At 71.2% G+C, this 26,916-nt stretch carries 24 protein-coding genes; 9 read left to right on the forward strand and 15 right to left on the reverse strand.

Annotated elements, in window-relative coordinates; translation table 11 throughout:
• Positions 1 to 9: 9 nt before the first annotated feature.
• Positions 10 to 1,905, forward strand: a complete 1,896-nt coding sequence (locus tag ABGB14_RS26840) for a glycosyltransferase family 2 protein (protein WP_347646581.1) — start codon at positions 10 to 12, stop codon at positions 1,903 to 1,905.
• Here ABGB14_RS26840 and ABGB14_RS26845 read toward each other — a convergent pair whose 3' ends face one another.
• Both ABGB14_RS26845 and pseB read right to left on the reverse strand, forming a co-directional pair.
• Positions 1,906 to 3,030: an aminotransferase class V-fold PLP-dependent enzyme gene (locus ABGB14_RS26845; protein ID WP_347646582.1), complete on the reverse strand. Its 1,125-nt coding sequence runs from the start codon at positions 3,028 to 3,030 to the stop codon at positions 1,906 to 1,908.
• Positions 3,030 to 4,007, reverse strand: a complete 978-nt coding sequence (gene pseB, locus ABGB14_RS26850) for a UDP-N-acetylglucosamine 4,6-dehydratase (inverting) (protein ID WP_347646583.1) — start codon at positions 4,005 to 4,007, stop codon at positions 3,030 to 3,032. Before pseB ends, ABGB14_RS26845 begins: the two co-directional genes overlap by 1 nt.
• A gap of 102 nt (positions 4,008 to 4,109) precedes the next feature.
• Between pseB and ABGB14_RS26855 the strand changes: the two genes are divergently transcribed.
• Both ABGB14_RS26855 and ABGB14_RS26860 read left to right on the forward strand, forming a co-directional pair.
• The gene (locus ABGB14_RS26855; protein ID WP_347646584.1) at positions 4,110 to 4,838 is read left to right on the forward strand and encodes a glycosyltransferase family protein; all 729 of its coding nucleotides are present in this window, start codon (positions 4,110 to 4,112) and stop codon (positions 4,836 to 4,838) included.
• Positions 4,835 to 5,806, forward strand: a complete 972-nt coding sequence (locus ABGB14_RS26860) for a hypothetical protein (RefSeq protein WP_347646585.1) — start codon at positions 4,835 to 4,837, stop codon at positions 5,804 to 5,806. The genes ABGB14_RS26855 and ABGB14_RS26860 overlap by 4 nt, the downstream gene beginning before the upstream one ends.
• Here ABGB14_RS26860 and pseI read toward each other — a convergent pair.
• The gene (gene pseI / locus ABGB14_RS26865) at positions 5,803 to 6,846 is read right to left on the reverse strand and encodes a pseudaminic acid synthase (protein ID WP_347646586.1); all 1,044 of its coding nucleotides are present in this window, start codon (positions 6,844 to 6,846) and stop codon (positions 5,803 to 5,805) included. The genes ABGB14_RS26860 and pseI overlap by 4 nt on opposite strands.
• Positions 6,843 to 7,334: a GNAT family N-acetyltransferase gene (locus tag ABGB14_RS26870; protein ID WP_347646587.1), complete on the reverse strand. Its 492-nt coding sequence runs from the start codon at positions 7,332 to 7,334 to the stop codon at positions 6,843 to 6,845. The genes pseI and ABGB14_RS26870 overlap by 4 nt, the downstream gene beginning before the upstream one ends.
• 159 nt (positions 7,335 to 7,493) lie before the next feature.
• Between ABGB14_RS26870 and ABGB14_RS26875 the strand changes: the two genes are divergently transcribed.
• The 3 genes from ABGB14_RS26875 (at position 7,494) to ABGB14_RS26885 (ending at position 10,892) form a co-directional block, all read left to right on the forward strand.
• Positions 7,494 to 8,936, forward strand: coding sequence for a glycosyltransferase family 2 protein (locus ABGB14_RS26875; protein WP_347646588.1), 1,443 nt, complete (start codon positions 7,494 to 7,496; stop codon positions 8,934 to 8,936).
• A 48-nt stretch (positions 8,937 to 8,984) separates the two neighbouring features.
• Complete coding sequence (locus ABGB14_RS26880) at positions 8,985 to 9,830, forward strand: CDP-alcohol phosphatidyltransferase family protein (protein WP_347646589.1); 846 nt, start codon at positions 8,985 to 8,987, stop codon at positions 9,828 to 9,830.
• Positions 9,831 to 9,914: 84 nt separating this feature from the next.
• Complete coding sequence (locus tag ABGB14_RS26885) at positions 9,915 to 10,892, forward strand: sulfotransferase (RefSeq protein WP_347646590.1); 978 nt, start codon at positions 9,915 to 9,917, stop codon at positions 10,890 to 10,892.
• Positions 10,893 to 10,897: 5 nt separating this feature from the next.
• Here ABGB14_RS26885 and ABGB14_RS26890 read toward each other — a convergent pair whose 3' ends face one another.
• From ABGB14_RS26890 to ABGB14_RS26925, 8 genes are all read right to left on the reverse strand, one after another.
• Positions 10,898 to 11,962: a glycosyltransferase gene (locus ABGB14_RS26890; protein ID WP_347646591.1), complete on the reverse strand. Its 1,065-nt coding sequence runs from the start codon at positions 11,960 to 11,962 to the stop codon at positions 10,898 to 10,900.
• On the reverse strand, positions 11,959 to 14,589 hold the full coding sequence (locus tag ABGB14_RS26895) for a CDP-glycerol glycerophosphotransferase family protein (protein WP_347646592.1): 2,631 nt from the start codon (positions 14,587 to 14,589) through the stop codon (positions 11,959 to 11,961). Before ABGB14_RS26895 ends, ABGB14_RS26890 begins: the two co-directional genes overlap by 4 nt.
• Before the next feature lie 87 nt (positions 14,590 to 14,676).
• Entirely contained in the window at positions 14,677 to 15,378 is a 702-nt protein-coding gene (locus ABGB14_RS26900; RefSeq protein WP_347646593.1) for an SRPBCC family protein, read from the reverse strand.
• A gap of 69 nt (positions 15,379 to 15,447) precedes the next feature.
• On the reverse strand, positions 15,448 to 16,302 hold the full coding sequence (locus tag ABGB14_RS26905) for a xanthine dehydrogenase family protein subunit M (RefSeq protein ID WP_347646594.1): 855 nt from the start codon (positions 16,300 to 16,302) through the stop codon (positions 15,448 to 15,450).
• Positions 16,299 to 18,713, reverse strand: a complete 2,415-nt coding sequence (locus ABGB14_RS26910) for a xanthine dehydrogenase family protein molybdopterin-binding subunit (RefSeq protein WP_347646595.1) — start codon at positions 18,711 to 18,713, stop codon at positions 16,299 to 16,301. The genes ABGB14_RS26905 and ABGB14_RS26910 overlap by 4 nt, the downstream gene beginning before the upstream one ends.
• Entirely contained in the window at positions 18,710 to 19,192 is a 483-nt protein-coding gene (locus ABGB14_RS26915; protein WP_347646596.1) for a (2Fe-2S)-binding protein, read from the reverse strand. Before ABGB14_RS26915 ends, ABGB14_RS26910 begins: the two co-directional genes overlap by 4 nt.
• Positions 19,193 to 19,263: 71 nt before the next feature.
• Positions 19,264 to 19,467: a hypothetical protein gene (locus tag ABGB14_RS26920; protein WP_347616678.1), complete on the reverse strand. Its 204-nt coding sequence runs from the start codon at positions 19,465 to 19,467 to the stop codon at positions 19,264 to 19,266.
• Complete coding sequence (locus ABGB14_RS26925; RefSeq protein WP_347646597.1) at positions 19,457 to 21,043, reverse strand: PspC domain-containing protein; 1,587 nt, start codon at positions 21,041 to 21,043, stop codon at positions 19,457 to 19,459. The genes ABGB14_RS26920 and ABGB14_RS26925 overlap by 11 nt, the downstream gene beginning before the upstream one ends.
• Before the next feature lie 112 nt (positions 21,044 to 21,155).
• On the opposite strand from ABGB14_RS26925, the gene ABGB14_RS26930 reads away from it, so the two are divergent.
• The gene (locus tag ABGB14_RS26930) at positions 21,156 to 22,367 is read left to right on the forward strand and encodes a PspC domain-containing protein (RefSeq protein ID WP_347646598.1); all 1,212 of its coding nucleotides are present in this window, start codon (positions 21,156 to 21,158) and stop codon (positions 22,365 to 22,367) included.
• Complete coding sequence (locus ABGB14_RS26935) at positions 22,364 to 22,996, forward strand: response regulator transcription factor (protein WP_347646599.1); 633 nt, start codon at positions 22,364 to 22,366, stop codon at positions 22,994 to 22,996. Before ABGB14_RS26930 ends, ABGB14_RS26935 begins: the two co-directional genes overlap by 4 nt.
• 100 nt (positions 22,997 to 23,096) lie before the next feature.
• Here the strand turns inward: ABGB14_RS26935 and pcrA are convergent, their stop codons facing one another.
• A complete protein-coding gene (pcrA, locus tag ABGB14_RS26940) occupies positions 23,097 to 25,319 on the reverse strand; it encodes a DNA helicase PcrA (protein ID WP_347646731.1) in 2,223 nt (740 codons plus the stop codon).
• 125 nt (positions 25,320 to 25,444) lie between these two features.
• Between pcrA and ABGB14_RS26945 the strand changes: the two genes are divergently transcribed.
• The gene (locus tag ABGB14_RS26945; RefSeq protein WP_347646600.1) at positions 25,445 to 26,164 is read left to right on the forward strand and encodes a PIG-L deacetylase family protein; all 720 of its coding nucleotides are present in this window, start codon (positions 25,445 to 25,447) and stop codon (positions 26,162 to 26,164) included.
• Positions 26,165 to 26,180: 16 nt separating this feature from the next.
• Here the strand turns inward: ABGB14_RS26945 and ABGB14_RS26950 are convergent, their stop codons facing one another.
• Together ABGB14_RS26950 and ABGB14_RS26955 are read right to left on the reverse strand one after the other, a co-directional pair.
• A complete protein-coding gene (locus ABGB14_RS26950) occupies positions 26,181 to 26,591 on the reverse strand; it encodes a PIN domain nuclease (RefSeq protein WP_347646601.1) in 411 nt (136 codons plus the stop codon).
• Positions 26,591 to 26,815: a type II toxin-antitoxin system VapB family antitoxin gene (locus ABGB14_RS26955; protein ID WP_132631692.1), complete on the reverse strand. Its 225-nt coding sequence runs from the start codon at positions 26,813 to 26,815 to the stop codon at positions 26,591 to 26,593. Before ABGB14_RS26955 ends, ABGB14_RS26950 begins: the two co-directional genes overlap by 1 nt.
• Positions 26,816 to 26,916 lie beyond the last annotated feature (101 nt).

Below are 26,916 nucleotides of genomic sequence, written 5' to 3' on the forward strand. Positions count from 1 at the left end.
GGAGTGCATGTGCCGGTTCTGTCGGTGATCGTGCCGTTCTATAACGTCGAGAAGTACATCGGACCCTGCCTGGACTCCATCGCCGCGCAGACCCTGGCCGATCTCGAGGTGATCTGCGTCGACGACGGCAGTGACGACGGCGGCCCGGCCGTCGTGGCGTCCCGGCAGGCCGGCGACCGCCGGATCCGCCTCATCAGGCAGGACAACCACGGCGTCGGCCGGGCCCGCAACGTCGGCGTACGGCAGGCGAGCGGCCGCTACCTGGCCTTCGTCGACGGCGACGACACCGTGCCGCCCGACGCGTTCGGCCGGATGGTGGCCTCGCTCGAGCACACCGGCTCCGACCTGGCCTGCGGAAACGTCATGCGCCTGCACCGCAACCTGCTCGTGCCCTCGTGGGCGCACCGGCAGGCGTTCGCCAGGCCGGTCAGGGGCACCCACATCACCCGGCACCGGCTGCTGATCCGCGACCGCATGTTGTGGAACAAGGTCTACCGCCGCTCCTTCTGGGACGACCTGGGCCTGAGCTTCCCCGAGCGCATGTACGAGGACCAGCCCGTCGCCATGGCCGCCCACGTCGGCGCCCGGTCGGTGGACGTGCTGTCCAGGGTCGTCTACCACTGGCGGCAGCGCGACGAGCCCGGCGCCTCGATCACCCAGCGCAGCCTGGAGCCCGGCAACCTGCGCGACCGCCTGCTGTCGGTGGTGCAGACCGCCGATCTGATCGGGCGTGCCGCGCCAGGACTGAAGCCCGCCTTCGACCGCGACACGATGGACATCGACATGGCGGTCGCCGTCGAGGCCGTGGCCTCCATGGCCGCCACGGGCCGGCCGGCCGACGCCGGCCTGCTCGACCTGGCCTGCCACTACCTCGACGGCGTCTCGCGCGAAGCCTGGCGGAGCATCCCGTTCGAGCGCCGCCTCCAGGTCCACCTGCTGCACCGGCGCCGCCTGGAGGAGCTGGCCGACGTGTTCGCCGAGGCCCGCGACGGGCGGTTGCTGCCGAAGGTCAGACCGGCGGGGCTGTTGCGCCGGCGCTGGCACGGCCGCCACCCGTCGATGCCGCGCCACCTGTCGGACGTCTCGGGCGAGCTGCGCCTGAAGGGCCGGCTGGTGAGCCTGGAATGGCGCGACGGAGTGTTGCACGGGGTGGGCCGGGTTTCGCTCGGCAGGTTCGACGCCGCCCGCCTGAGACGGGTGCGGTTGCGCGTGTGGTTGCAGGAGCGCGGGACGGGCGAGACCGTGCTCCTGTCGGAAGCGGGCAGCGCGCCCGTCTGGGAGGACGTCGAGCAGGACGGCGGCGGCCCGGTGGCCGAGCACACCTTCCCGTTCAGGTTCGCCTTCGACCCGGAGACGCTGACGCCCGCGCAGCTGGCCAGGCACGGGCACTGGGACCTGCGCGCGCGGCTGAAGGGTCACGGGCTGCGGCTCGACGGCCGGGTGGGCGGGCCGCGCTGGTCGCGGCCGCTCGTCCCGGAGCCGCTGCGGTTGCCCGGGGTGTGGGTGGTGCCGGTGCGCATGCCCAAGGGCGCCTGGGGCCTGCGCCTGCGTACGCCCAAGGCGGTCATCGGCTCGTGCCGGGTGGACGGCGGCGAGCTGGTGTGCGCGGGGAGGATCTCCGACGCCGGCGACGGCGAGCCCGTGCTGCGGCTGAGACGCAGGAGCGACGGCGAGGAGATGTACTTCCCCGTCGCGCTGGACGGCCGGGAGTTCCGCGCGCGGGTGCCGCTGGCCGACATCGACGAGCGCGTCGGTGACGAGGCGTGGTGGGAGGTGCTCATCGACCAGGGCAGGCCCATCCGCCCGCTGGTGCGTACGGGGGAGCGGCCGGTCGCGACCGTCGCCGACCGGCGCTTCCTCATCGACAGGGACGACGACGGCGGCCTGCTGCTCGCCGAACGCTGATCAGGACAGGATGCCGGCCAGCGTCTCCGCGACCCGCTCCTGCTGGGCGTCGGACAGGCCGGGGAACAACGGCAGCGACAGCTCCTCGGCGTAGTAGGCCTCGGCCACGGGGCAGAGCCCGCGCCGGTAGCCGAGGTCCTCGAACACCGGATGCCGGTAGGCCGGCAGGTAGTTGACCTGCACGCCGATGCCCGCGGCGCGCATGCGCTCGTAGACCTCCCGCCTGCGGCCGTCGCCGACCCTGACGGGATAGAGGTGCCAGGCCGGCTCGACGTAGGCACGCTGGGCGGGCAGGACCAGGCCGGGCACGTCGCTCAGCATCAGGTGGTAGCGGGCGACCAGTTCCGCGCGGCGCGCGCGGAAACGGCGCAGCCGCCGCAGCTGGTTCAGGCCGAGCGCGCAGAGCACGTCGGGCAGCCGGTAGTTCAGCCCGAACGCGTGCACCTCCTGGTGCCAGCCGCCCTCGCCGGAATGGCGCTGCTCGGCCGGGTCTCTGACCAGGCCGTGGTTCATGAACCGGGCTGCTCGCAGCAGCCGCTCGGGGTCGGCCGCCGCCACCGCGCCGCCCTCCGCCGTGGTGACGGTCTTGGTCGGGAAGAACGAGAACGTCGTCAGATCCGCCAGCGCCCCCACCGGCCGCCCTTTGTACGCCGACCCGATCGAGTGGGCCGCGTCGGCCATCAGCAGCGCCCCGGCGCCGTCGGCGACCGCGCGCAGCTCGTCGTAATCGGCGGGATGGCCCGCGTAGTCGACCGCCGTCACCACCCGCGTGCGCGGCGTGACCAGCGCCGCGGCGCTGCCGGGGTCGAGGTTGCCCGTGTCGGGCTGCACGTCGGCGAAGACCACCCGCGCGCCCAGCAGCGCGGCCGTGGCGGCGGTGGCCACGAACGTCAGAGGCGAGGTGACGACCTCGTCGCCCGGCCGCACCCCGGCCGCGACGTAGGCGACGTGCAGCGCCGCGGTGCCGGACGTGACCGCCACGCACGGCACGCCGCCGGTCCAGCGGGCCAGCTCGGCCTCGAACGCCCCGACCGCGGGGCCCGTGGTCAGCCAGTCGCCGCGCAGCACCTCGGCGACGGCCTCGACGTCGGACTCGGTGATCGACTGGCGTCCGTAGGGCAACATCAGCCGGTCACCATGCCGCGCAGGTCGTCGACCGAGAGCCACTGGTCGTTGGTGTCGGACCGGTAGGCGAAACCCTCGGGGAGCAGCTCGCCGGCGTGCGGCGGCCGGTAGCCCCAGGTCGCGATCGTCGGCTGGAGCACGTAGCGGTCGGACAGCCGCAGCGTCCTGCGCCCGTCGTCGGGCCCGATCATCTCCTCGTGCAGCTTCTCGCCGGGGCGCACGCCGATCTCGTAGACCGGGCTGTGCGGGGCGAGCGCCTCGGCCAGGTCGGTGATGCGCATGCTGGGGATGCGCGGCACGTACAGCTCGCCGCCCTGCATCAGGTCGAACGAGTCGACCACGAACCTGACGGCCTGGTCGAGCGTGATCCAGAACCTCGTCATGCGCTTGTCGGTGATCGGCAGGGAGCCGCCCTGCCCGGCCAGCCGCAGGAAGAGCGGCACGACGGAGCCGCGGCTGCCGACGACGTTGCCGTAGCGGACGACGGAGAAGCGGGTCTCGTGGGCGGCGGCGTAGTGGTTGGCCGAGACGAACAGCTTGTCGGCGACGAGCTTCGTGGCGCCGTAGAGGTTGATCGGGCTGGACGCCTTGTCGGTGGAGAGTGCGACGACCCTGCGCACGCCGCAGTCGATGGCGGCCTCGACGACGTTCTGGGAGCCGGATACGTTGGTGCGGACGTATTCGAACGGGTTGTACTCGGCGGTGTCGACCTGCTTGAGCGCCGCCGCGTGGATGACGTGGTCGACGCCGTGCATGGCGCGGGTCAGCCGGTCGCGGTCGCGGACGTCGCCGATGAACCAGCGCAGCCGCTCGTCGTCGTCGAAGAGCTGCTTGAGTTCGTACTGCTTCAGCTCGTCGCGGGAGAAGACCACCAGGCGCCGCACTCCGAGCGAGTCGAGCGCGTGCCTGATGAACGCCTTGCCGAAGGATCCGGTGCCTCCGGTGATCAAGATCGACGATCCGCTGAGAATGCTCACGTGGCCCCCTGAATCGTGCTTGCGCACTGTCGTCGTATGAGCAGGCGGTAGCATAGCGCGATCGTTCGGGGACTCAGCGTCACACGGGGGAATGGGGCTTCGGTGCGCATTGTCGGAATTGTTCAGGCTCGGATGGGCTCCACGCGCCTGCCCGGAAAGGTGCTGCGCGACCTGGGCGGCCGCTCGGTGTTGTCCTGGGTCGTACGCGCGGCGCGCGAGGCGGGCGCCCTCGACGATCTGGTCGTCGCCACCACGATCGAGCCGGCCGACGACGCCGTGGCCGCCGAGTGCCGTGCGCTCGGCGTGGCCTGCCACCGCGGGCCCGTCGACGACGTGCTGACGCGGTTCGTGCAGGCGGTGGCCGGGCGGCGGGCCGACGCGGTGATGCGGTTCACGGCCGACTGCCCGCTGCTCGACCCGGCCGTGATCAGGGAGGCGGCGCTGGTCTACCGGGCCGTGCCCGGCCTCGACTACCTGAGCACGAGCCTGGTGCGCACGCTGCCGCGCGGCCTCGACGTGGAGATCGTCGGCAGGACCGCCTTGGAGCGGGCCGACCGGGAGGCCGCCGCCTTCCACCGAACCCACGTCACCTCCTACGTCTACGAGCATCCCGGTGACGCGCGGCTGCTCGGGCTGACCTACCGGCCCGCCGCCGACGACCTGCGGGTCACGCTCGACACCGAGCACGACTGGGAGCTGATCTCCCGCGTGGTGGGCGAGTTCGGCGACCGCTACGTGCCGGTCAAGGCGCTGGTGAGCTGGTTGCGAGCCCGGCCCGAGGTGTGCGGGCTCAACGCCCACGTGCGGCAGAAGGCGCTGCAGGACGCGTGAACGGCCGCCACAGGGTGGGCTTCCGCTGCGACGCCGGGGAGAGCCTCGGGGCCGGCCATCTGGTGCGCTGCGTGGCCCTGGCCGAGGAGTTGTGCGCCCGGGGCGTCGAGGTGGTCTTCCTCGGGCACGTGCGCGGCTCGCCGTGGGCGCTGGCGCAGCTGGAGCAGCGCGGGCTGCCGCTGGTCGACGCGCCGCCGGCACCCGACCGGCTGGCGGCGCTGGCCCGCGAGTTGCGGCTGGCCGCCGTCGTGCTGGACTCGTACGAGCTGCCCGCGGAGACCGGGGCGGCGCTCGGGCGGGCCGGCCTCGCGGTGCTGGCCATCGCCGACGGCGACCCCCTGGGCCAGCAGGCCGACCTCTATCTCGACCAGAACCTCGGCGCCGAGCGCCGCCACGGGTCCGGCAGGGGCGGGCGGTGGCTGGCCGGAGCACGATACGCGCTGCTGCGCGACCGCGTACGCCGCTGCGCGCGCACGCCAAGGCATGACCGGGTGCCGCACGTGCTCTGCTTCTTCGGCGGCACCGACAGCGCCGGCGTCGCCCCCGCGTGGGCGCGGGCGCTCCAGGCGACGGGCGAGCCGTTCCGCGGCACGGTGATCAGCCCGGCGCCCTTCGACGCGGGTGACCCGATCACCGTGATCCCGCCGACGGACCGCCTGCCCGAGCTGATGGCCGGCGCCGACCTCGTGGTCACCGCCGCCGGCTCGGCCATCTGGGAGCTGCTCCACCTCGGCGTGCCCACGGCGCTGACCTGGGTGGCGGACAACCAGCTCATCGGCTATGGCGAGCTGGTCGGCCGGGGCGTCGCCGCCGGGCTGGGCGGCGAGCCGGACGCGCGGGCCGTGGCCGCGCTCGCCCGGCTGCTCGCCGACCCCGCCGCCCGCGAGGAACACGGCAGGCGGGGGAGCGGCCTCGTCGACGGCAAGGGCAGGGAGCGCGTCGCCGAGGCCCTGCTCGCCCTGCTCTAGACGAGGTCCCAGGTCAGCGGCGTGCCGAACGCCGCGTCCTGCGTGAAGCGCCGGCCCATCACCTGCGCGGCGGCCTCGGGAGGCAGCCCGCCCGCCGGCCGGATCGAGCGTACGTTGTCAGGGGTCACCGGCTCGCCCGCGCGCACGTCGCGCACGACGTGGAGGGATCGGCGGAAGCGCAGCCCCTCGCGCTCCGACGGGCGCGGCCCGATCACCGGGCTGCCCAGCGACTGCCAGGCCCGCTCGCTCTCCACCACCAGCGCCAGCAGCTCGCCCGGCTCCAGCGAGAAGGCCGCGTCGACCCCGCCCTCGGCCCTGGACGTCGTGACGTGCTTCTCGATCAGGCAAGCGCCCAGCGCCACCGCTGCCAGCGCGGCGCCCAGCCCCGGCGTGTGGTCGGAGACGCCGACGACCGCTCCGGTGAGTGCGGCCAGCAGCGGCAGCGCGCGCAGGTTGCTCTCGGCGGGCGAGGCCGGATAGGACGCCGTGCACGACAGGACCGCCAGCTGTTCGCAGCCCGCCTCGCGGGCGGCCGTCACGGCGGCCTCGATCTCCCCGGCGGACGCCATGCCCGTCGAGATGATCAGTGGTTTGCCCGTGCTCGCCGCGAGCCTGATCAGCGGCAGGTCCACGATCTCCGACGAGGCGATCTTGTACGCCGGCGTGCCCAGCTTCTCCAGCAGCTCGACGGCCGTGGGGTCGAAGGGGGAGGAGAAGGCGGTGAGCCCGTGCTCGCGGGCCCGCTCGAAGATCGGCTCGTGCCACTCCCACGGCGTGTGGGCACGCTCGTAGAGCTGGTAGAGGTGCTCGCCGCCCCACAGCTCGTGCCCGTCGCCGATCCGGAACGCGGGCCCGTCGCAGTCGACGGTCAGCGTGTCGGCCCGGTAGGTCTGCAGCTTCAGCGCGTGCGCGCCGCTCGCCGCCACCGCGTCCACGATCGCCAGCGCCTGTGCCAGGCTCCCGTTGTGGTTTCCGGACATCTCGGCGACGACGTAGGGCGGGTGCCCCGCCCCGATCGGCCGGCCCGCTATGGAGATCACGCCTGCCCCTTCCTGAGCTCGATGGCCACGACGTCACGCGGAACACCGTCGACGTCGCGCTGGTAGGAGCCCACCTCGGCGAAGCCGAACCGCTGGTGCAGCAGCCTGACCGGCGCGTTGTCGGCCAGCACCTCGCCGCGCAGCGCCGTCTGCCCGAGCGGCCCGAAGGCGTGCGCGATGGCCGCCTTCTCCAGCCCGATCCACGCCCGCAGCAGGTCGCCCGACCCTTCGAGCCCTTCGAGGTCGAGGTAGAAGCCCCAGGAGGCGGCGCCGGACGCCAGGTCGGCGTAGGTCACCACCCCAGCGGAGACCCCGCGGTGGTCGTAGATCAGCACGCACCTGCCCGGGTCGGCGCGGGTCGCCTGCCACCACCGAAGGTGCTCGGCCGGCGCGATCTCGTGCGTGGCGAAACTGGCCGAGCGCACCCGCGGGTGGTTGCGCCATCGGCGCATCACGGGCAGATCATCGTCACGGACGCTCCTCAGCATCGCTGCCCCTAACTCTCAGCGCGGACTCAACTGCACAACGTAGCCGATTGTGCGTCAGGTAAAGAGCTGATCAGGGATGCGGATCCGGCCCGGCGGCCACGGCATGCTGCCCTCGACCTGTCCTTTCGAGCCGGGTCCAGGAAGCAAGGAGCAATCGTCATGATCCCCCTGCTCAGCGTCGTCGTCCCGTTTCACGACGTGGAGGCGTACATCACCGAGTGCCTGAAGTCGCTGGCCGCCCAGACACTGGAAGACTTCGAAGTGATCCTCGTCGACGACGGTTCCGAGGACGGCAGCCGGCGCGTGGCCGAGGACTTCGCCGCCCGCGACGAACGTTTCGTCATCGTCACCCAGCGGAACCAGGGGCCGGGGCCCGCGCGGAACGAGGGCATCCGGCACGCCCGCGGCACCTATCTCGCCTTCGCCGACAGTGACGACGTCGTGCCGCCGCACGCGTACGAGCTGCTCGTCGGCAGCCTGGCCGAGACCGGGTCCGACCTCGCGTGCGGCGCGGTGGGACGGCTCGTGGACGGCCGGCTGGAGGAGTCGACGCTGCACGAGAAGGTGTTCAGGCGACCGCAGCTGTGCACCCACATCACCGACAAGCCGGTGCTCGTCAGGGACCGCACGGTGTGGAACAAGGTCTACCGGCGCGCCTTCTGGGAGCGCTGCGGCCTGGCGTTCCCCGCCGGCATCTACGAGGACGTGCCGGTCGCCATGCAGGCGCACGTCCTGGCCACCAGCGTGGACATGGTGGGCGACGTGGTCTATCACTGGCGCAGGCGCGAGACGGGGGCGACGTCGATCACGCAGCGCAGGACCGAGCCGGACAACCTGTACGAGCGCCTCGCGGCCATCCGCGCGGTCCGCGCCTTCCTCGAGGAGCGTGCGCCCGAACTGCTCGACGGCTTCGACGCGCTGGTGCTGGAGAAGGACATCCTGTTCCTCTTCCAGGCGCTGGAGAACTGCGCCGAGTGCGGGCCGGTGGTGGAGCTGGCCCACGCGTGGCTGGCCGAGCTGAGCGTGCGGGCACTGGCCACCGCGCCCTCGCTGCGCCGCCTGGAGCTGCACCTGGTCAAGCGCGGCCTGGTGGCGGAACTGCGCAAGGTGCGCGCGTTCCGGCGGGCCCGCGAGGGCAGCACCCGCATCGTGCCGCGCGGCCTGCGCGTCACCAACTGGTACGGCGACTACCCCTTCTTCCGCAACCGCCGGCTCCGGATCCCCGACGAGGTCTTCGACGCCCGGGACGAGCTCAAACTGGTCGCCAGGGTCGACGCGTGCGAGTGGACCGGCACGGAGTACCGGCTGCGGGGGCACGTGTCGTTCCACCGCGTCGACAGGAAGCTGTCCAGGGTCAGCATGTGGCTCGGCGACGGGCGCCGCCGCGTGCCCCTGGAGGTGCGGCGCTCGGGCCGCCACGGCGTGGTCGCCGCCATCGACCCCCGCCGGCTCGGCGGCGGCGGGAAGAACTGGAAGCTCGAGGTGCGCGCCGAACTGCGCGGTCTGGTCATGACCGGCTTGTGCAGGGACGGCGACACCGGGCCCACGTGGCGGTTTTCCGTGCCGGGACGGTCAAGAACAGGCATGGAAACCACCCAGTAGTTCCAGAGAGTAATCGATCCGGCGCGTTGCGTGGCCATGCTGGAGTCCATGAGGACCTATTCGCTCGATGACGTCCACGAGACACGCAAGCGGAGAGATTCCTGGTGGACCGTGTACTTCGTGGACCCGGCCGCCTGCCGGGTCGCGCTGGCCGTCGCCAACCGCACCCAGCTGACGCCCAACGCGCTCACCGTGTTCTCCCTGGTCCTCGGCGCGGTGTCGGCCGCCTGTTTCGCGATGAACCAGCTCGCGGCGGGCGCTCTCGCGTTCTATCTGAGCTTCATGATCGACTGCGTGGACGGCAAGGTCGCCCGGCTCAAGGGCACCGGCACGCCCTTCGGGCTCTGGCTCGACTACGTGGGTGACCGCGTCCGGGTGGTCCTGTGCGCCGGAGGGCTGGCGTACGGGCAGTACGCGCTGACGGGCGAGGTGCACTTCATCGTCCTGGGCGCGGCGGTGGCCGTGCTCGACCTGTTCAGGTACGTCAACGCGCCGCAGATGAAGCGGGTGCGCGAGGCGGTCAAGGAGGGGCGGCAGGAGCCCGGCGACGAGCATGAGCCCTTCGACCAGGATCCTTTCGACCAGGAGCCGCAGGAGCAGCAGGATCGGGTGGCGCTGGGGCGGGGGCCCCGGCGGCGCAGCTTTCCGCGACGGCTCAACAGGTTCCTGGCCCGCCACAGGGTGCGCTCGCACCTGATCAGCGGCATCGAGTTCCATGCGGCGGTGTTCGTGGTCGCGCCTCTTGCGGGGGCATGGGCGCTGATCCCGCTCGCCGCGATGTCGGGGGTTCTGCTGCTGGCCAACGAGGTCTTCCTCGTCTACCGGCTGTGGCTCTTCACGCGCAGGCACGGCGCGGCCTCCTCTCAGGAGAGCCGAGAGCACGTTCTCGTCTAAGTTTTCGGGGGTTACAACGCAATGTCCGACCGGCCAGTCTTCGTCATCGGATGCCCGCGGTCTGGCACCACGATGCTCCAGCTCATGCTCCACTCGCACCCGCGCATGGCGGTGCCTCCGGAGACGCGCTTCCTCGTTCCCGCCTACCACCGCCGGCGCACCTGGGGCGACCTGCGGGTCACCCAGCGCCGGCGCGCGTTCGCCCAGTGGATCGCGACCGAACGCAGCACCAAGTTCCGCGAGCTCAAGATCGACAAGGACGAGTTCGTCCGGCAGTGCGTGGAGGGCCCGGGCTCGCTCGGATCGGTGATCGGCACGGCCTTCCGCATGTACGCCGACCGCTTCGACAAGCCCCGCTGGGGCGACAAGCGACCGAGCTACGTCAAGCAGGTCGACATGCTGCTGCGGCTCTTCCCCGACGCCCAGTTCATCCACCTGATCAGGGACGGCCGCGACTGCGTGTCCTCGCTGAAGGAGATGCCCTGGTACAACCTGGACTCCTTCCACGCCGTGTCCACCTGGGCCGAGGCCATCGACGCGGGCGGCCGGCTGCGCCGGACCCTGCCCGATGACACGTACTACGAGCTGCGCTACGAGGACCTCACGGACGACCCGGCGACCGAGCTGAAGAAGCTCTGCCACTTCCTGGAGGAGGACTTCGCCCCGTCGATGGTCTCCCCGCGCGAGGCGGCCCAGGTGGCGGTGCCGCAGCACAAGGTCTGGCACAGCAACACGCACAGCGACGTCCTGCGCAGCCGCGTGGGCAGCTGGGCGAACCGGCTGGAGGACTGGGAGATCTCGTTGTGCGAGCACATGCTCGGCGACCGCCTGGAGTCCATGGGGTACGAGCTCACCGGCGCGCCCAAGCCCACCAAGGAGCACGTGGTCGCCTGCCAGAAGACGATGCAGAAGCGTAAGGCCAGCCGCATGCGCAAGGCCATGCGCGACCGGCTGAACCGGCTGCGGGAGCCGAGCCCGGTGGCCGCGATGCTCACCTCGGGCCAGTGCTCGCTCGCGGGCGTGCCGCAACAGCGCCCGGAGCTGGCCGAACCGGCGGTGTAGCCGCCTCAGCGGTCGATGTGGGCGAACATCGACTCCCAGCGGTCCAGCACGGGGTCGAGGCGGAAGGCCTCGGCCCGTGCGCGGGCGGCGGCGCCCGCGCGGCGCCGCTCCTCCGTCGAACGGACGAGCCGGCCCAGCGCCGAGGCGAAGGCGGTGACGTCGCCGGGCGGCACCACCACCGGCCCGGCCGAGCGCACGCCCCCCGAGACGCCGAACGCCACCGCGGGCACCCCGTGCGCCGCCGACTCCAGCAGCACGACGGGCAGTCCCTCGTGCTCGCTGGTCAGGCCGAGAACCGAGGCCGCCAGATATTCGCCGGGCATGCGCGCGGCGGGCACCCGCCCGCGGAAGACCACCCGGTCACCGACGCCCTCCCCGGCCGCGCGCTCGCGCAGCCGCGCCAGCTCGCCGCCGTCGCCGATCAGGTGCAGCTCCCACGGCGGCGGCGCGCCCGACCGGGCGAACGCGGTGATCAGCCGGTCGAACCGTTTGACCCCCTCCAGCCTGCCCACGCCGAGCACCCGCGGCGAGTCGAGCGCGGACGTCTCCTCCGGCCAGGCCGCCAGGGGGTTCGGCAGGCTCCACGTGTTGGGCAGCAGCGCGTGCTCCGAGAACCGCCACGCGTCGTCCTCGCTGAGGAACACCGCCTGGTCGAGCCGGGGGTAGTGCCTCCTGATCGAGGCCAGGTGCCAGCAGTCGCGGGCGTGGTCGTAGGAGCCGTGGTACTGCCCGATGGGCCGGAACGCCGGCGGCAGCAGCCCCGCGATCCTGGCCACCGCCGAGGGCGAGGTCATCACCGCGTACCCCGGCCGGATCGTTTCGAGCAGTTCCTTCAGCTTCCTGTCGACCCGCCTGCGGGCCAGGCGTCCGGCCGTGTCCACGGGCCGGCGGCTGATCACGTGGTGGTGGTAGAGCGGCCGGTGCACGTACCGGAAGGGGGCGGCGGGGCGGTGCAGGCCGATCACGTGCACCTCGTGGCCCCGGCCGGCCAGCCCCTGCGCGAGGGTGTGCGTCACCTGCTGGACGCCGCCGAGGGAGTCGGCGTCGAGGCAGGCGAAGACGACGCTCAATGGGCGCCCTCGAAGAAGTCGGCCACGATCCTGGCGGCGGCGTCGCCGTGCTCGTCGGCGCACCAGAGCTCGCGGAAGGCGGCGTACCGCTCGGCGCAGGCCGCGTGCCGGGCGGGCAGGTCCCTGATCGCGGCCACGAGGTCCTCGGTGGTCGTCACGCACGGTCCCGGCGCGATGGCCGGGAGGTCGTGGTAGACGCCGCGCTCCGACAGCCGGTAGTCGTCCCAGTCGTCGATGAAGAACACCATCGGCTTGCCCGTGAGCGCGTAGTCGCACATCACCGAGGAGTAGTCCGTCAGCAGCGCGTCCGAGGCGGGCATCAGGTCGTTGATCTCCGGGTAGGATCCGGCGGCGCGGACGAAGTGCAGCAGGTGCTCGGGCACGCGATACCGCTCGACCGGATGGGTGCGCAGGACGACGACCCACTCGCCGGCCAGCTCGTCGGCCATGAGTTCCAGGTCCACGCGCACCGACCGGCCGCTGCCCTTGGCCCGGTCCCGGTAGGTGGGCGCGTACAGGAGGATCTTCCTGCCGGGCGGGATCTCCAGCCGTTCCCGAACGTCGCGCGCGCCCTCCCCGCGTACGAGGGCGTCGCAGCGCGGAGTCCCGCAGCGGTAGACCTTGCCCGTGTAGCCGTTGGACGGCAGGAACACCCGCGAGAACTCCGCGCTCGGCGACACCAGCGCGTCCCACCGGGCGACCGCGGCCCGCCATCGTGCCCGCGGCCGGTCGAAGTCGCCGCGCAGGTCGGGCGCGTCGAAGCCGATCGACTTGATCCCCTGCCCGTGCCAGGTCTGCAGGTAGCGGGTGCCCCGCGGCTTCGGGTAGTCGAGCGGGAACCCGTGGCTGTCCACCCAGATTCCCGCGCGCGCCATCGTCCAGACGTGACGCCAGCTGCCCCTGCGCACCCGCCGCACGCCTTGGGGAAACCCGCCGCGCCCCTTCGCCGCCGACCAGACCACCTCGATCGGCAGCCCGCGCCGCCGCACCTCCTCGTGCAGGGCCCGCGGGCTGCCGCTGTAGCCCTTCCCGACGTCCGACTCGAACAGCGCGAGGTCCCCGCGCCGCGGCAACAGGCGGATCAGCACCTTGTACGCCCGCAACTTGTTCCGCGGCGTGCTGTACCGCCTGAGCAGGCGCCGCTTGACCCGCTGCCACACGGGCCGCGGCCCGGCCACGGGACGCACGCACAGGTACGCGGCGTGGCCCTCCGCCTTCACCGTGCGGCCGGGCAACTCGATGGGCTCGGTGCGCGGGTCGACGATGATCCGGTCGGTCGTGGTGTGCCCGTCGGAGGTCCTGGTGAAGCCGATGCGCGGATCGCACTTGCCGGTGGGCGTGAAGACGACCTCGCTGACGTACCCGCCGTCGCCGGACGGCCGCGGCGTGATGGGGACGCGTTTCCCGCCGAGCTGCAGGAACGCCTTCCACTCCAGCGGCAGCTTGCCGAACGGGTCGTAGCTGCGCACGGTCATCCGTACGCGCTCGCCGTCCGAGGACAGGGCGGTCGCCTCGTGCCGCAGCCTGGACGCCGAGTAGGGCAGCTCCGCCAGCCGCAGCCGGGTGATGTCCATGCCGGGCGAGACCGTGGTGCCCCAGTACGTCCGCCCGTCGTGCTGCACGGCGGCCCTGGGGGCGGCTCTCGGCCCGGTGAGCGAGCCCGCCGCGATCCGCAGGTCCTCGATCCGGTCGTCCAGGATGAGCCGGCAGCAGACCCGGTCGAGGGGCGCCATCTCGTCCAGCGCGTCCCCGGGGATCTCCTCCAGGTACGGCCGCACGATGGAGGCGAACTCCTTGATCCACACCAGGTCGCGGGACGGCAGCGGGTTGAGGTAGACGCGCAGGTCCTGGCGGAGGAAGCGGCGCTGGCGGTGCGGCACCAGGTCGCCGGCCCCGTGCCGGCGCAGGGCGTCGTCGCTCATCCGGGCGGCCGTGACCCGCTGGCGCACGTTGTCCAGGTCGTCGATGCTCAGCGAGATCGACTCGTTCGTGGGCGCCCTGTGCCAGTGGTAGACCGTCCACGGCACGACGGCGAACCTGCGTGACAGCGCGTACAACTCGGCGGCGAAGACGTGGTCCTCGTAGTGGATGTCCTCGGGGAAACGCAGCCGGGCGGCGCGCAGCCGGCCCAGGTCGTAGAGCTTGTTGGTGGTGAAGCTGTCGAGGAACAACGCGGGCTCCTCGCGGATGCCCTCGACCACCCGCCGCCGGGCGAACAACCACGGGTAGTACGGCTGCAGGCGGCCGGTCCGCTCGTACAGACGCGAGATCTGCCCCGACACGAAGTCGGCGCCGGTGCGCTCGATCTCGGTGAGCAGGCTCTTGCACGCGTGCCGGGGCAGCTCGTCGTCGCTGTCGAGGAACATGACGTACGGCGCGGTCGCCGCGTCGATGCCGTCGTTGCGCGGGGCCCCGCACCCGCCGCTGTTGTGCCGCCTGCGCAGGTAGCGGACCCGGGGGTCGCCGGCCACGAGCCGGGCCGCCACCTCCGGCGTGCCGTCCGTGCTGGCGTCGTCGGAGATGATCACCTCCAGGTCGCGCAGCGACTGCCCGAGCACGGAGCGTACGGCCCTGGGCAGGCGGGCCGCGTCGTTGTACGTGATGACGACGACGGTGCAGTCCGGCATGCCGAGTCCCCCCAGTAGTCCTCTGCGGGGATGGCTGCCCCTGCCGGAGGGGAAGCGTCAGGACTTGATCAAATATTTGCCCAAAAATCAGCGCATAAGCCGACGAATCACCCAGAGGATGACCAGCAGCGCCGCGACCGCGCCCGCGATCGGCGCCAGCCGCTTGAGCAGCGGTTGCCCGGCGATCTCCAGCAGGTCGAGCGCCTCCTCGTCGGCCGTGCGCGACGTGCGCAACGTGCCAACGGGCCGCACCTCCTGCCGGATCTCCTCGGGTTCGCCGGGCTCCGGCACCGCCGCGACAGGCCGATCCTCCTCCCGCGGAGGGGCGGGCTCGACGGTCGACTCGGACAGCAGCGCGGCCAGGTTCTCGGCGAACCTGTCGATGAGCTTGGCGCCGACCTCGGCCATCACGCCCCGCCCGAACTGGGCCGGCCGGCCGGTCACGTTGAACGTCGTCTCCACGGCCACCGCCGTGGCCCCTTCGCGCGGCGTCATCCGCGCCTTGACCGTGGCGGAGGCCGTGCCCGGCCCTCTCGACTCCTTGCCCGACGCCTTGAGCGTCAGCGTGTGGGAGTCTTTGTCCACTTCCTCGAACGCGGCCGAGCCCTTGTACGTCACCGTGATCGGGCCGACCTTGACCTTCATCCTGCCGGTGAACTCGTCGCCCTCGAAGACGTCCAGGCTTGCCCCCGGCAGGCACGGAGCGACCCGCTCGACGTCGAGCAGCACCGCCCAGGCCTGCTCGACCGGAACAGGAACCGTGAACTCGTGTTCGAAACGCATCGCCATCGACCGCTCCTTCTCCGTTGCGACACTACGCCGGGGCGGGGGCACCCCGGAAGGGATGCCCCCTTGAGATCAGGGCGATCCGGCCGCCGCGCGTACCGCCCGATGGGTCAGCACCCTGGCCAGGTGCCGCCGGTAGTCGGGCTGCGCGTGCAGGTCGGCCGGCGGAGAGGTGTCGGCGGCCGCCTCCTCGCACGCCAGGCGCACCTGGTCACCGAGCTCCACGCCCCGCAGGGCCGACTCGGTGGCTCGGGCGCGCAGCGGCTTCTCTCCCATGTTCGTCAGCCCGATCCTGGCCTCGGTGATCGCGCCGTTGGAACGCTTGACCGCCGCCGCCACCCCGACGATCGCCCACGACTGCGCGGTCCTGTGGAACTTCTCGTAGTGGAAACCCCAGCCCGCGCCCAGCTTCGGGATCTTCACCCCGGTCAGGATCTCGCCCGGCTCCAGCGCCGACTCCAGGTAGTCGACGAAGAAGCCGGCGGCGGGGATCTCCCGCTCACCCTCCGCCGACCTGGCCACGAGCACGCCGTCCAGTGCCAGCACCACGGCCGGCAGGTCGCCCGCCGGGTCGGCGTGCGCCAGCGAGCCGCCGAACGTGCCCCGGTGCCGGATCGCCCGGTCGGCCACCATGGCCGTGGCCAGCGCCACCAGCGGGCATCCCGCGGTGACCACGTCGGAGCGCACGACCTCGTCGTGCGTGGTCATCGCGCCGATGAAGACGTGGTCGCCGCGATCGTGCACGCCCTTCAGATCCGGCAGCCGGCCGACGTCCACCAGCGTCGACGGGTACGCCAGCCGCATCCGCAGCAGCGGCAGCAGCGACTGGCCGCCCGCCAGCACCTTGGCTTCCTCGTCGGAGGCGAGCGCCTGGCAGGCCTCCTCCAGCGAGGCGGGCCGGGCGTAGTCGAACTGCGCGGGGATCATGGCCGTGCTCCTTCCTGCGCGCCGTCGTTGAGGACCCGCCAGATGCGTTCCGGCGTGCACGGCATCCGTACGTCGTGCACGCCGCGCGGGCGCAGGGCGTCCACGACGGCGTTCACCACGGCCGGGGTCGAGGCGATCGTGCCCGCCTCGCCGACGCCCTTGACGCCCAGCGGGTTGCTGGTCGCCGGCGTCTCTGTGCGGTCGAGGGTGAAGCCCGGCAGGTCCGCCGCCGACGGGAGCAGATAGTCGGCCATCGTGGTGGTCAGCAGGTTGCCGTCGGCGTCGTAGACGGCCTCCTCGAACAGCGCCTGCGCGATGCCCTGCGCGATGCCGCCGTGCACCTGGCCCTCCACGATCAGCGGGTTGACGACCTTGCCGACGTCGTCGACCGCCACGTACGAGCGGATCTTCACCATGCCCGTCTCCGTGTCCACCTCCACCGCGCACAGGTGGGTGCCGTGCGGGAAGGAGTAGTTCTCCGGATCGAACGTGGCCTCGGAGTCGAGCCGCGCCTCCACACCGTCGGGCAGGTCGTGCGCCGTGAACGCGGCCAGGGCCAGCTCCTGGATCGTTCGCTGAGACTCGGTGCCCCGCACCTTGAACGCCCCGGCCTCGAACTCCAGGTCGTCCGGCGAGCACTCCAGCACGTGCGCGGCCAGCTTGCGGGCCTTGTCCTTGACCTTGTCGCACGCCTTCAGCACCGCGACGCCGCCGATGACCAGCGAGCGGGAGCCGTAGGTGTCCATGCCCTTGTGGGCGATCGCCGTGTCGCCGTGCAACACCGTGACGTCCTCGAACGGCACGCCGAGCGCGTCGGCCGCGATCTGGCTCCACGACGTCACGTGGCCCTGCCCGTGCGGCGAGGTGCCGGTGATGACCTCGACCTTGCCCGTGGGCAGCATGCGCACCGCGCCGTGCTCCCAGCCGCCCGCGCCGTAGTTGGCCTCGCCGAGCATCCTCGACGGCGCCAGTCCGCACATCTCGGTGTACGTGCTGACGCCGATGCCGAGCTGCACCGGGTCGCCCCTGTCACGCCGGTCGGACTGCTCGGCCCGCAGCTTGTCGTAGCCGAACAACGCCAGCGCCCTGTCCGTGGCCGCCTCGTAGTTGCCCGAGTCGTACGTCAGGCCCGAGATCGTCGTGTATGGGAACTCCTCGTGCCTGATCCAGTTGCGCCTGCGCACCTCCACCGGGTCCATGCGCAGCTCGGCGGCGAGCTCGTCCATCATCCGCTCGATGGCGAACGTCGCCTCCGGGCGGCCCGCGCCCCGGTACGCGTCGGTGGGCATCTTGGTGGTGAACACGCCCGTGCAGGCGAACTCGTACGCGTCCATCTTGTAGATCGCGTTGAACATCGACGCGCCCAGCATCGGGATGCCCGGCGTCACCAGCATCAGGTAGGCGCCCATGTCGGCCAGCAGGTCGACCTGCAGCCCTCTGATGCGCCCGTCTGCGTCGGCGGCCAGCCTGATGTGCTGGATCTGGTCGCGGCCGTGGTGCACGGTCAGGTTGCCCTCGGAGCGGGACTCGGTCCACTTGACCGGCTTGCCGAGCTTGCGCGTGAGCAGCAGGCCCAGCACCTCCTCCGCGGTGACCTGCAACTTCGAGCCGAACCCGCCGCCCACGTCGGGCGCGATCACGCGGATCCGGTGCTCGGGGACGCCGGTCACCATGGCCAGCATGACCCGCAGGACGTGCGGGATCTGCGTGGACGTCCAGAGCGTGAACGACTCGCCGTCGGTGTCGGCCAGCACCGCCCGCGGCTCCATCGCGCTCGGGATGAGCCGCTGCTGCACGTACGTGCGGTCGATGACGACGGGAGCGCCCTCGAACGCGGCGTCGAGGTCGCCCGACGTGATCTTCGCGCTGAACGCCTTGTTGCCCGCCTCGTGCACCTTCGGGCTGCCGTCGGCGAGGGCTTCGTTCATGTCGAGCACGGCAGGCAGCGGCTCGTAGTCGACCTCGATGGCGTCGAGCGCGTCGGCGGCGCGGTAGCGGTCGGTCGCGACCACGCAGGCCACGGCCTCGCCGACGTAGCGCACCTCGGACACGGCCATCGGCGGGTGGTCGGGGATGACGATGTCGTCGCTCACCGGCCAGGCGCACGGCAGGCTGCCCTGCTCGGCGGCGAAATCCTCCCCGCTGTACGCCGCCACGACCCCCGGCAGGTCACGCGCCCCCGACACGTCGACCCTGGTGATCCTGGCGTGCGCCATCGGGCTGCGCAGGTACATCACGTGCAGCATGCCGGGGCGCGAGAGGTTGTCCGTCCACTGCGTCCGCCCCGTGAGCAGCCTCGTGTCCTCTTTGCGCCGCCGCGGCCTGCCCACCTCGGAGCGGTCGGTCGGCTCGTTGAGCTGGTCGCTCCGGGCGATCTGCTCGGCGACCAGGCCGGCGTCCATCTCCGTCATTGCGAACTCACCGCCTGCCCCATCTCCTGCGCGCCCCTCCGTACGGCGCGGACGATGTTGCAGTAGCCGGTGCAGCGGCACAGGTTGCCCTCGAGGCCCTCCCTGATCGTCTCCTCCGACGGGTCGGGATCGTCTCTGAGCAGGTCGATCGAGGCCATGACCATGCCGGGCGTGCAGTATCCGCACTGCAGCGCGTGCTCTTCGTGGAAGGCCCGCTGCATCGGGTGCATCGACCCGTCGGCGCCCAGGCCCTCGATGGTGACGACGTCGCCGCCGTCGGCCTGGACGGCCAGCACCGAGCAGCTCTTCACGCTCTTGCCGTCGAGCATGACCGTGCAGGCGCCGCAGTTGCTCGTGTCGCAGCCGACCGGTGTGCCGGTTTTGCCGAGCCGGTCTCTCAGCAGGTGGACGAGCAGGAGCCGCGGTTCGACGTCCTCCTCGTAGGTGATCCCGTCGACGGTGACGGTGATTCGGGGCATACGTCCTCCCTCAGGAGCAGGGGGAAAGGCGGACACTCCGAACGTACGCCGGTGTTATTCCCGGTCAAGGTCTACTTGCCGCGCAGCCCCTTGGCGATGATCGCCACCAGCCCCGCGAACGCCAATCCCAGCACCATCACACCCCAGAGAACCAGCCAATCCGTGATCGCCCTTGTCACCACCAAAATACCCAAAACGACAAAAAGCACGCCGCTGAGCAGGGCCATCCAGTCCGTCCTGTGCACGCGGCGCGGCCGCTCGACGTCACGCGCCACGTCGCACCTCGATGTCGCCGACGCCGCTGCGCAGATCGAGCACGAGGGTGGCGGGCTCGCCGTCCGGTTTCACCTCGGGTTGCAGCACTTCGTTCACCCGCACATCCACTCCGCCCTGGACCGACTGGTCCAGCGTGATGTCGCCGACCTTGTTGGAGGCACGCACCTCCACTCTCGCCGTCGGTGGCACGATCACCACCAGCTCGCCCGCCTTGACCGAGGCGGTGAACGTCGTCGTCGACCCCGGCGCCAGCTCCAGCTCCGACAGGTCGAGCCGGCCGTCGCCGAGCCCGGCGTCATAGTGCCGGCTCGCCTCCGCGACGCTGGCCGGGGTCCATTCCGACGATCCGACATTGCTCGGCACACCGCCCAGCATCAGCCCCGTGCCCACGAGCAGCGCGACGAACGTACCAGCGGCGACCAGCCCGGCGCCCCGCCCCCACCAGGCGGCGATCAGCAGCCCGGCGCCGATGGTGATGAGCATGGCGCCGCCGACGATGGTCGGGCTCACGCCAGTGACCGTCCTGGCCTGGGCCGCCATGACGATTCCTCCAATGATGAAAGCCAGCAACAGGGTGAAGACGCCGATGAACGACTTCGGGCGGCGTGCCGGCCTGGGCCGTTCCGCGGGGGCCGGGCGGGCGTACAGAGCCGGATCGTACGGCGAGTAGCCGCCGGCTCTCCTGGCCGGATCGAGCGGCTGGTAGGGGCCGTTGGGGGCGAACGGGTCGCCGTAGGCGGCCGTTCGCGGCTGCCGCCGTCCGTGGGCGGGCGGCTGGTACGGGGGCACGGCGTGCTCCGCCGTCACCGCGTCGCCGAGGGCCGCGTCCGGCTCGACGGCGTCGTGCCCCCGGGCAGGTCCGGCCGGCGGCGACTCCTGAGCGTTCTCGCTCACCAGCCCGGTGAACTCCCGGGTCGGCTCGTGGGGCGGTCGGCGGGTCGTCTCCTGCGCCGGTTCCTGGACCGGATGGCGGGTCGTCTCGTGTACCGGTTCCTGGACCGGCCGGTGGCCTGTCTCCTGCGCCGCGGGCTCGCCCAGGCCGGTGGCCGCGGACTGCGGGCGTACCGGAGACGTCGGCCTGGGAGGCGTGTAGGACGGCGCCGGTCGCCCGTCGCCGGTCCTGCGCCTGCTGAGCCGCTCGGGCATCGACCGGGCCAGCCCCAGCAGGTCGACCCCGCTCGCGTGCGCGGCCAGCAGCGACACGGCCAGGAACACGCCCACCACGAGCGTGCCCACGTCCAGCCACACCGTCGCCATGTTGATCCCCAGGCCGCACGCCAGCACCGCGGCCAGCAGCGCCATCACGGCGTCGGCGTCGAAGTCGCGGCGGGTCCACTGCTCGATGAGGCCGGGCTTGCCGTTCGGCTCCTTCATCAGCAGGAACGCCGCGATGTAGAGGAACAGGCCGATGCCAGAGCCGAGCATCAGCACCGCGAAGCCCACGCGGAACACCACGGGGTCGATGCCGGTGTGCCGCCCGAGGCCCGCGCAGACTCCCATGAGGAAGCGCCCCTCGCTGCTGCGTCGCAGCACACGGTGAGGAGCGGCCGGTTCCCTGGGCGGAGCTTCTGTCATGTCACCATCGTGTACCTGCGTGCGGTGTGCCCGCATCCGGGACACCCCTGACCCGACCCGGGGGTCGTTCCCTGATGCCCTTGTGCCCGGGACGTGTGACTATGGCCATGTTATGGCTGACCAGAAGACACTTGCCGAGCCCAGCGGCGAAACGCCTTATCGGCGGATGATGCGCCCCATGGAGGGCCGCCTGATCGGCGGCGTGGCCCAGGGGCTGGCGACGCAGCTCTCGCTTGATCCGGTGGTGATCAGGCTGATGTTCGTGCTGCTCAGCGTCGTCGACGGCATCGGCATGGTCGCGTACGCGGTGTTGTGGATGGTCGCGCCGAAACAGCCGTACCAGGGGACCGCCCCGCCGCAGCGTGACTGGAGCCAGCTCGCCGCGTTCAGCGCGATCGGGGTGGCGCTGCTGGCGTTCGGCTGGTTGACGGGCGCCTCCCAGGGCGGCATCGGCATGTTGCCGTTCGCCGTGGGCGGGATCGGCGCCCTCATCCTCTGGCAGCAGGCGGACCCGGAACGCCGCAAGACCTGGATGAGCGGCGCGGCCCTCAGCATGCGGAAGAACCGGGTGCGCTCGCTGCTCGGCGTCGTGCTCGTCGTGATCGGCGGGGCCGGGTTCCTGGCGGCACAGGGCGAGCTGGCCCAGGCCAGCCAGGGGCTGCTGTTCACCGCCGTCGTGGTCGGCGGCCTGGCCGTCATCGCCGCCCCCTGGCTGGCCGGCCTGTGGAAAGAGCTGCAGCTCGAACGCCGTGAGCGCATCAGGCAGGAGGAACGCGCCGAAGTGGCCGCCATGGTGCACGACTCGGTGCTCCACACGCTCACGCTGATCCAGCGGGTCGCCCACGACCAGCGCGAGGTCACCCGCCTGGCCCGTGCGCAGGAGCGCGACCTGCGCAACTGGCTCTACCAGCCGGCCCAGGACGCCGACGCCACGGTGGCGGCCGCCGTACGCAGGATCGCGGCCGAGGAGGAGGACGCGCACGGCGTGCCCATCGAGGTGGTCTGCGTCGGAGACATCGACCTCGATTCGGCGGGCAAGCTGGCCGCCATGCTCAAGGCGTCCCGGCAGGCGATGGTCAACGCCGCCAAATACTCTGGCAGTCCGTCCATTTCCGTCTATGCGGAAGTAGAGGGTGAAGAGGTCACGATTTTCGTGAAGGATCGTGGCAAGGGGTTCGACCTTGACGCCGTGCCTCTGGACAGGATGGGAATCAGGGAGTCCATCATCGGGAGAATGGAACGTCACGGAGGCGCGGCCAGGGTGCGCACCGAGCCCGGCGAGGGCACGGAAGTGATGTTGACCATGAAGGTGGAGAAGGCATGACACGGGTGTTGATCGTCGATGATCACCGGCTGTTCCGTTCCGGCGTACGCGCCGAACTCGGCGACTCGATCGAGGTGGTGGGCGAGGCCGAGGACGTGGACTCCGCGGTCAAGGCGATCGCCGAGCTGCAGCCCGACGTGGTGCTGCTCGACGTGCACATGCCCGGGGGCGGCGGCCAGGAGGTGCTGCGCCGCGTCCTGGGCTCCGGCTCCCAGGTGCGTTTCCTCGCCCTGTCGGTCTCCGACGCCGCCGAGGACGTCATCGGCGTGATCCGGGGCGGCGCCAGAGGCTACGTCACCAAGAACATCAGCGGCAAGGAGCTGACCGACGCCATCCGCAGGGTGTCGGAGGGCGACGCGGTCTTCTCGCCGCGGCTGGCGGGCTTCGTGCTGGACGCGTTCGCCTCGTCGGAGGCCCCGTCCATCGACCCTGAGCTCGACTCGCTGACGCAGCGCGAGCGCGAGGTGCTGCGGCTGATCGCGCGCGGCTACGCGTACAAGGAGATCGCGAAGGAGCTGTTCATCTCGGTCAAGACCGTGGAGACGCACGTGTCGTCGGTGCTGCGCAAGCTCCAGCTCTCCAACCGCCACGAGCTTTCCCGCTGGGCCACCGCCCGCCGCCTGGTCTGACCCCCGACTGCCGGACCGTCCGCGCGGACGCCCGCCACCAGCGATCTCACCGCCGGCGGCGGGCGGCAGGGACGGGCGCGGGTTTCTGCGCCGGCCGGAGCTACAGCTTCTCGAGCGGCGCGTACGCCAGCAGCAGCGTCTTCTCACCGCCGCTGCCGAAGTCGATCTTGACCTTGGTCTTCTCCGCCACCCCGTCGACGGACACCACCGTGCCCAGCCCGAACGCGTCATGGCTGACCCGGTCGCCCGGCGCCAGCGACGGCACGGTGCGCCCGCCGCTCTTCGCCGGGGCGGGCCGGGCGGCCGGCTCGCGCCGCGTGGCCGCGTTCCACGCGGACTTCTCAGGGTCGGTGCGCCAGTCGACGAGCTGCGCCGGCACCTCGTTGACGAAGCGGGAGGCGGGATTGAACGACGGCGCCCCCCAGGAGCTGCGCACGGCCGCGCGCGTGAGGTAGAGCCGCTGCTGGGCCCGGGTGATGCCGACGTAGGCCAGCCGCCGCTCCTCCTCCAGCTCCTTGGGCTCGCTCAGCGACCTGATGTGCGGGAACACGCCGTCCTCCATCGCCGTCAGGAAGACGACGGGGAACTCCAGCCCCTTGGCGGTGTGCAGGGTCATCAGCGTGACGACGCCCTGCCCGCCGTCGGCGTCGGGGATCTGGTCGGCGTCGGCCACCAGCGACACCTGCTCCAGGAACTCGACCAGCGTGCCCTCCGGGTTGGCCTCCTCGAACTCGGAGGCCACGGAGATGAGCTCGTTGAGGTTTTCCAGGCGCGACTCGTCCTGCGGATCCTCTGAGGCCTCCAGCTCGGCGCGGTAGCCGGTGGCCACCAGCACCTCCTCGGCCAGCGCGGACGGCGGCACGCCCTCGGCCTTGGTGATCAGCTCCTCGATCATCGCGACGAACTCGCGCACCGCGTTGAGCGAGCGGGTGGCCATGCCGTACGCCTCGTCGGCCCTGCGCAGCGCGTCCCAGAACGAGATGCGCTCGCGCGACGACAGCGCCTCGATCATGGCCTCCGCCCGGTCGCCGATGCCGCGCTTGGGCACGTTGAGGATGCGCCGCAGCGACACCACGTCGGCCGGGTTGGCCAGCACCCGCAGGTAGGCCAGCAGGTCCTTGACCTCCTTGCGCTCGTAGAAGCGCACGCCCCCGACCACCTTGTAGGGCAGGCCGGTGCGGATGAAGATCTCCTCGAACACGCGGGAGGCGGCGTTGGTGCGGTAGAAGACCGCGACGTCGCCGGCCTTGACGCCCTCCTCGTCGCTGAGCCGGTCGACCTCCTGGGCCACGAACATGGCCTCGTCGTGCTCGTTGTCGGCGACGTAGCCCACGATCTTGGGGCCGTCACCCTGGTCGGACCAGAGGTTCTTGGGCTTGCGCGACTCGTTGCGCGCGATGACGGCGTTGGCGGCGGCCAGGATGTTCTGGGTGGAGCGGTAGTTCTGCTCCAGCATGATCGTGCGCGCGTCGGGATAGTCGCGCTCGAACTCCAGGATGTTGCGGATCGTCGCGCCGCGGAAGGCGTAGATCGACTGGTCGGCGTCGCCCACCACGCACAGCTCCGACTGGTCGGCCCCCGACCGCACCAGGTCGCCGTCGGCGGTGCGCAGCTCGGGATGCCCCACCAGCTCCCTGATCAATATGTACTGGGCGTGGTTGGTGTCCTGGTATTCGTCGACCAGCACGTGCCTGAAGCGCATCCGGTAGTGCTCGGCCACCTCGGGGAAGAGCTGGAACAACGTCACCGTGTTCATGATGATGTCGTCGAAGTCCATCGCGCCGGCCTCGGTCAGCTTGAGCTGGTAGGCCTTGTACGCCTGCGCGAGCGTCTTCTCCAGATGCGAGCCCGCCCTGTCGAGCGCGCTCTCGTAGTCGACCAGCTCGTTCTTGAAGTTGCTGACCTGGGCGGAGAACGAGCGCGGCGGATAGCGCTTCGGGTCGAGCTCCATCTCCCTGCAGACCATCGCCATGAGCCGCTGGGAGTCGGCCTGGTCGTAGATCGAGAAGCTGGAGGGGAACCCCAGCCGCTTGGCCTCCCGCCGCAGGATGCGCATGCAGGCGCTGTGGAACGTCATCACCCACATGGCCTTGGAGCGCGGCCCGACCAACTGGTCGATGCGCTCCTTCATCTCCTTGGCGGCCTTGTTGGTGAAGGTGATCGCGAGGATCTCGCCCGGATGCGCGTCGCGCTCGGCCAGCAGATAGGCGATGCGATGCGTCAGCACCCGCGTCTTGCCTGACCCTGCCCCCGCGACGATGAGCAGCGGGCTGCCATGATGGATCACGGCCTCGCGCTGCTGCGGGTTGAGGCCATCGAGCAAGGGGTGGTCAACAGAGACTTGGGTCGGCACCCACCTAGGTTAAGACGCCCCACCGACAAACGTCGCACGGAATGCCGTCGCCGGTGCTCCGGTTGTGCTCGACGGAATGTCCAGAAAGGAAAACCATGCTGCCGGAGAGCGAGATCAACCGGGTTCTTGTCGTGACCGCCCACCCGGATGACGCCGATTTCGGCGCGGCGGGGAGCGTGGCGCTGTTCGTCGACCGGGGCGTGGAGGTCACGTACCTGCTGGTCACGGACGGTGACGCGGGCGGCAACGAACGCACTCTGGACAACTCGGGCATGGCCGAGCTGCGCAGGACCGAGCAGCGGGCCGCCGCCAAGGCGGTCGGCGTCACGGATCTGCGTTTTCTCGGCTATCCGGACGGCCAGGTGGTGCCGTCGCTCGAGCTCAGGTGTGACATCGCCCGCGTGATCCGGCAGGTCAGGCCCGACCTGGTCATCACCCACCATCCGGATCGTAACTACCGGTTCGTCGCGCCCAGCCATCCCGACCATCGCGCGGTGGGCGGCGCCGCCCTCGACGCCGTCTATCCCGACGCCCGCAACCCCTACGCCTTCCCCGAGCTGGCGCGGGACGAGGGCCTGGAGGCCTGGACCGTGCGTGAGGTGTGGCTGACCGGCGGCCCCGCACCGGATCACTGGGTGGACGTCACCGGCGCCATGGACCGCAAGCTCGCGGCCTTGCAGTCACATGTGAGCCAGGTCGCTCATGTGGAGGGCTTCGCCGACTTCGTCAGGAGCCGTTTCGCCGCCTGGGGCGAGCAGGCCGGCTTCGGCGAGGGCCGCTACGCGGAGGGCTTCCAGGTCGTCTCCACGGACTGACCTCCGCCTCGCGGTGCTACGGCACCGATCCGGGGGCAACCACCCAGAGCGCGGGCTGCCCCGTGATCTCGGAGATGACGTCGAAGTCGCGGTCGTAGTGCAGGATCGTCGCCCCGTGCAGCTCGGCGCAGGCGGCGATCAGCAGATCGTTGGGCCCGATGCCGCGGTGCCGAGAGATCGCTACGAGCTGTTTCTGCACGTCCAGGGCCCGTGCCTGCACCTCCTGGTCCATCGGGAGCAGCACGCACTCGCGCTGGGCCTGAAGGATGCGTTGGTAGTGGGCGATGTCGCGGGCGCTATAGAGCACTTCGAGATCGATGATGCTGCAGGTCGCCACGGCCCGGGCCGCGTAGAGCGGATGGAGCGCCTTCGCGACCGCGTCGCTGGTGCGGATGCGCGCGAGCGCGCTCTTGTCCAGCAGATACATCAGTCCTGCCGTCGCCACGCATTCTTCATGATCTCCGGGTCGAGCAGATCCGGGCTCCCCTCCGTGCGCCAGAACTCGAAGGCCTCGATCGCGCTTGCCCTCTCCGCGTCCCTGTCGATGACCACCTGCAGTGCGATGTGGACCGTCTCCTTCATGGTCGGCGTCCCTAGCTTCTGCTGGGCCTCCTCCAGGAGCTCCTTGTCGATGTCGATCACTGTACGCATGCAACACCACCTCCGTACCTCCAGCGTATATCAGAAATTACGATCTTGATATACGCCCTTCCCGAGGAGGAGCGATTTCCCGGGAAGGGCGCCACGCAGAC

Source organism: Nonomuraea sp. B10E15 (assembly GCF_039871615.1).
Classification (GTDB): Bacteria; Actinomycetota; Actinomycetes; order Streptosporangiales; family Streptosporangiaceae; genus Nonomuraea.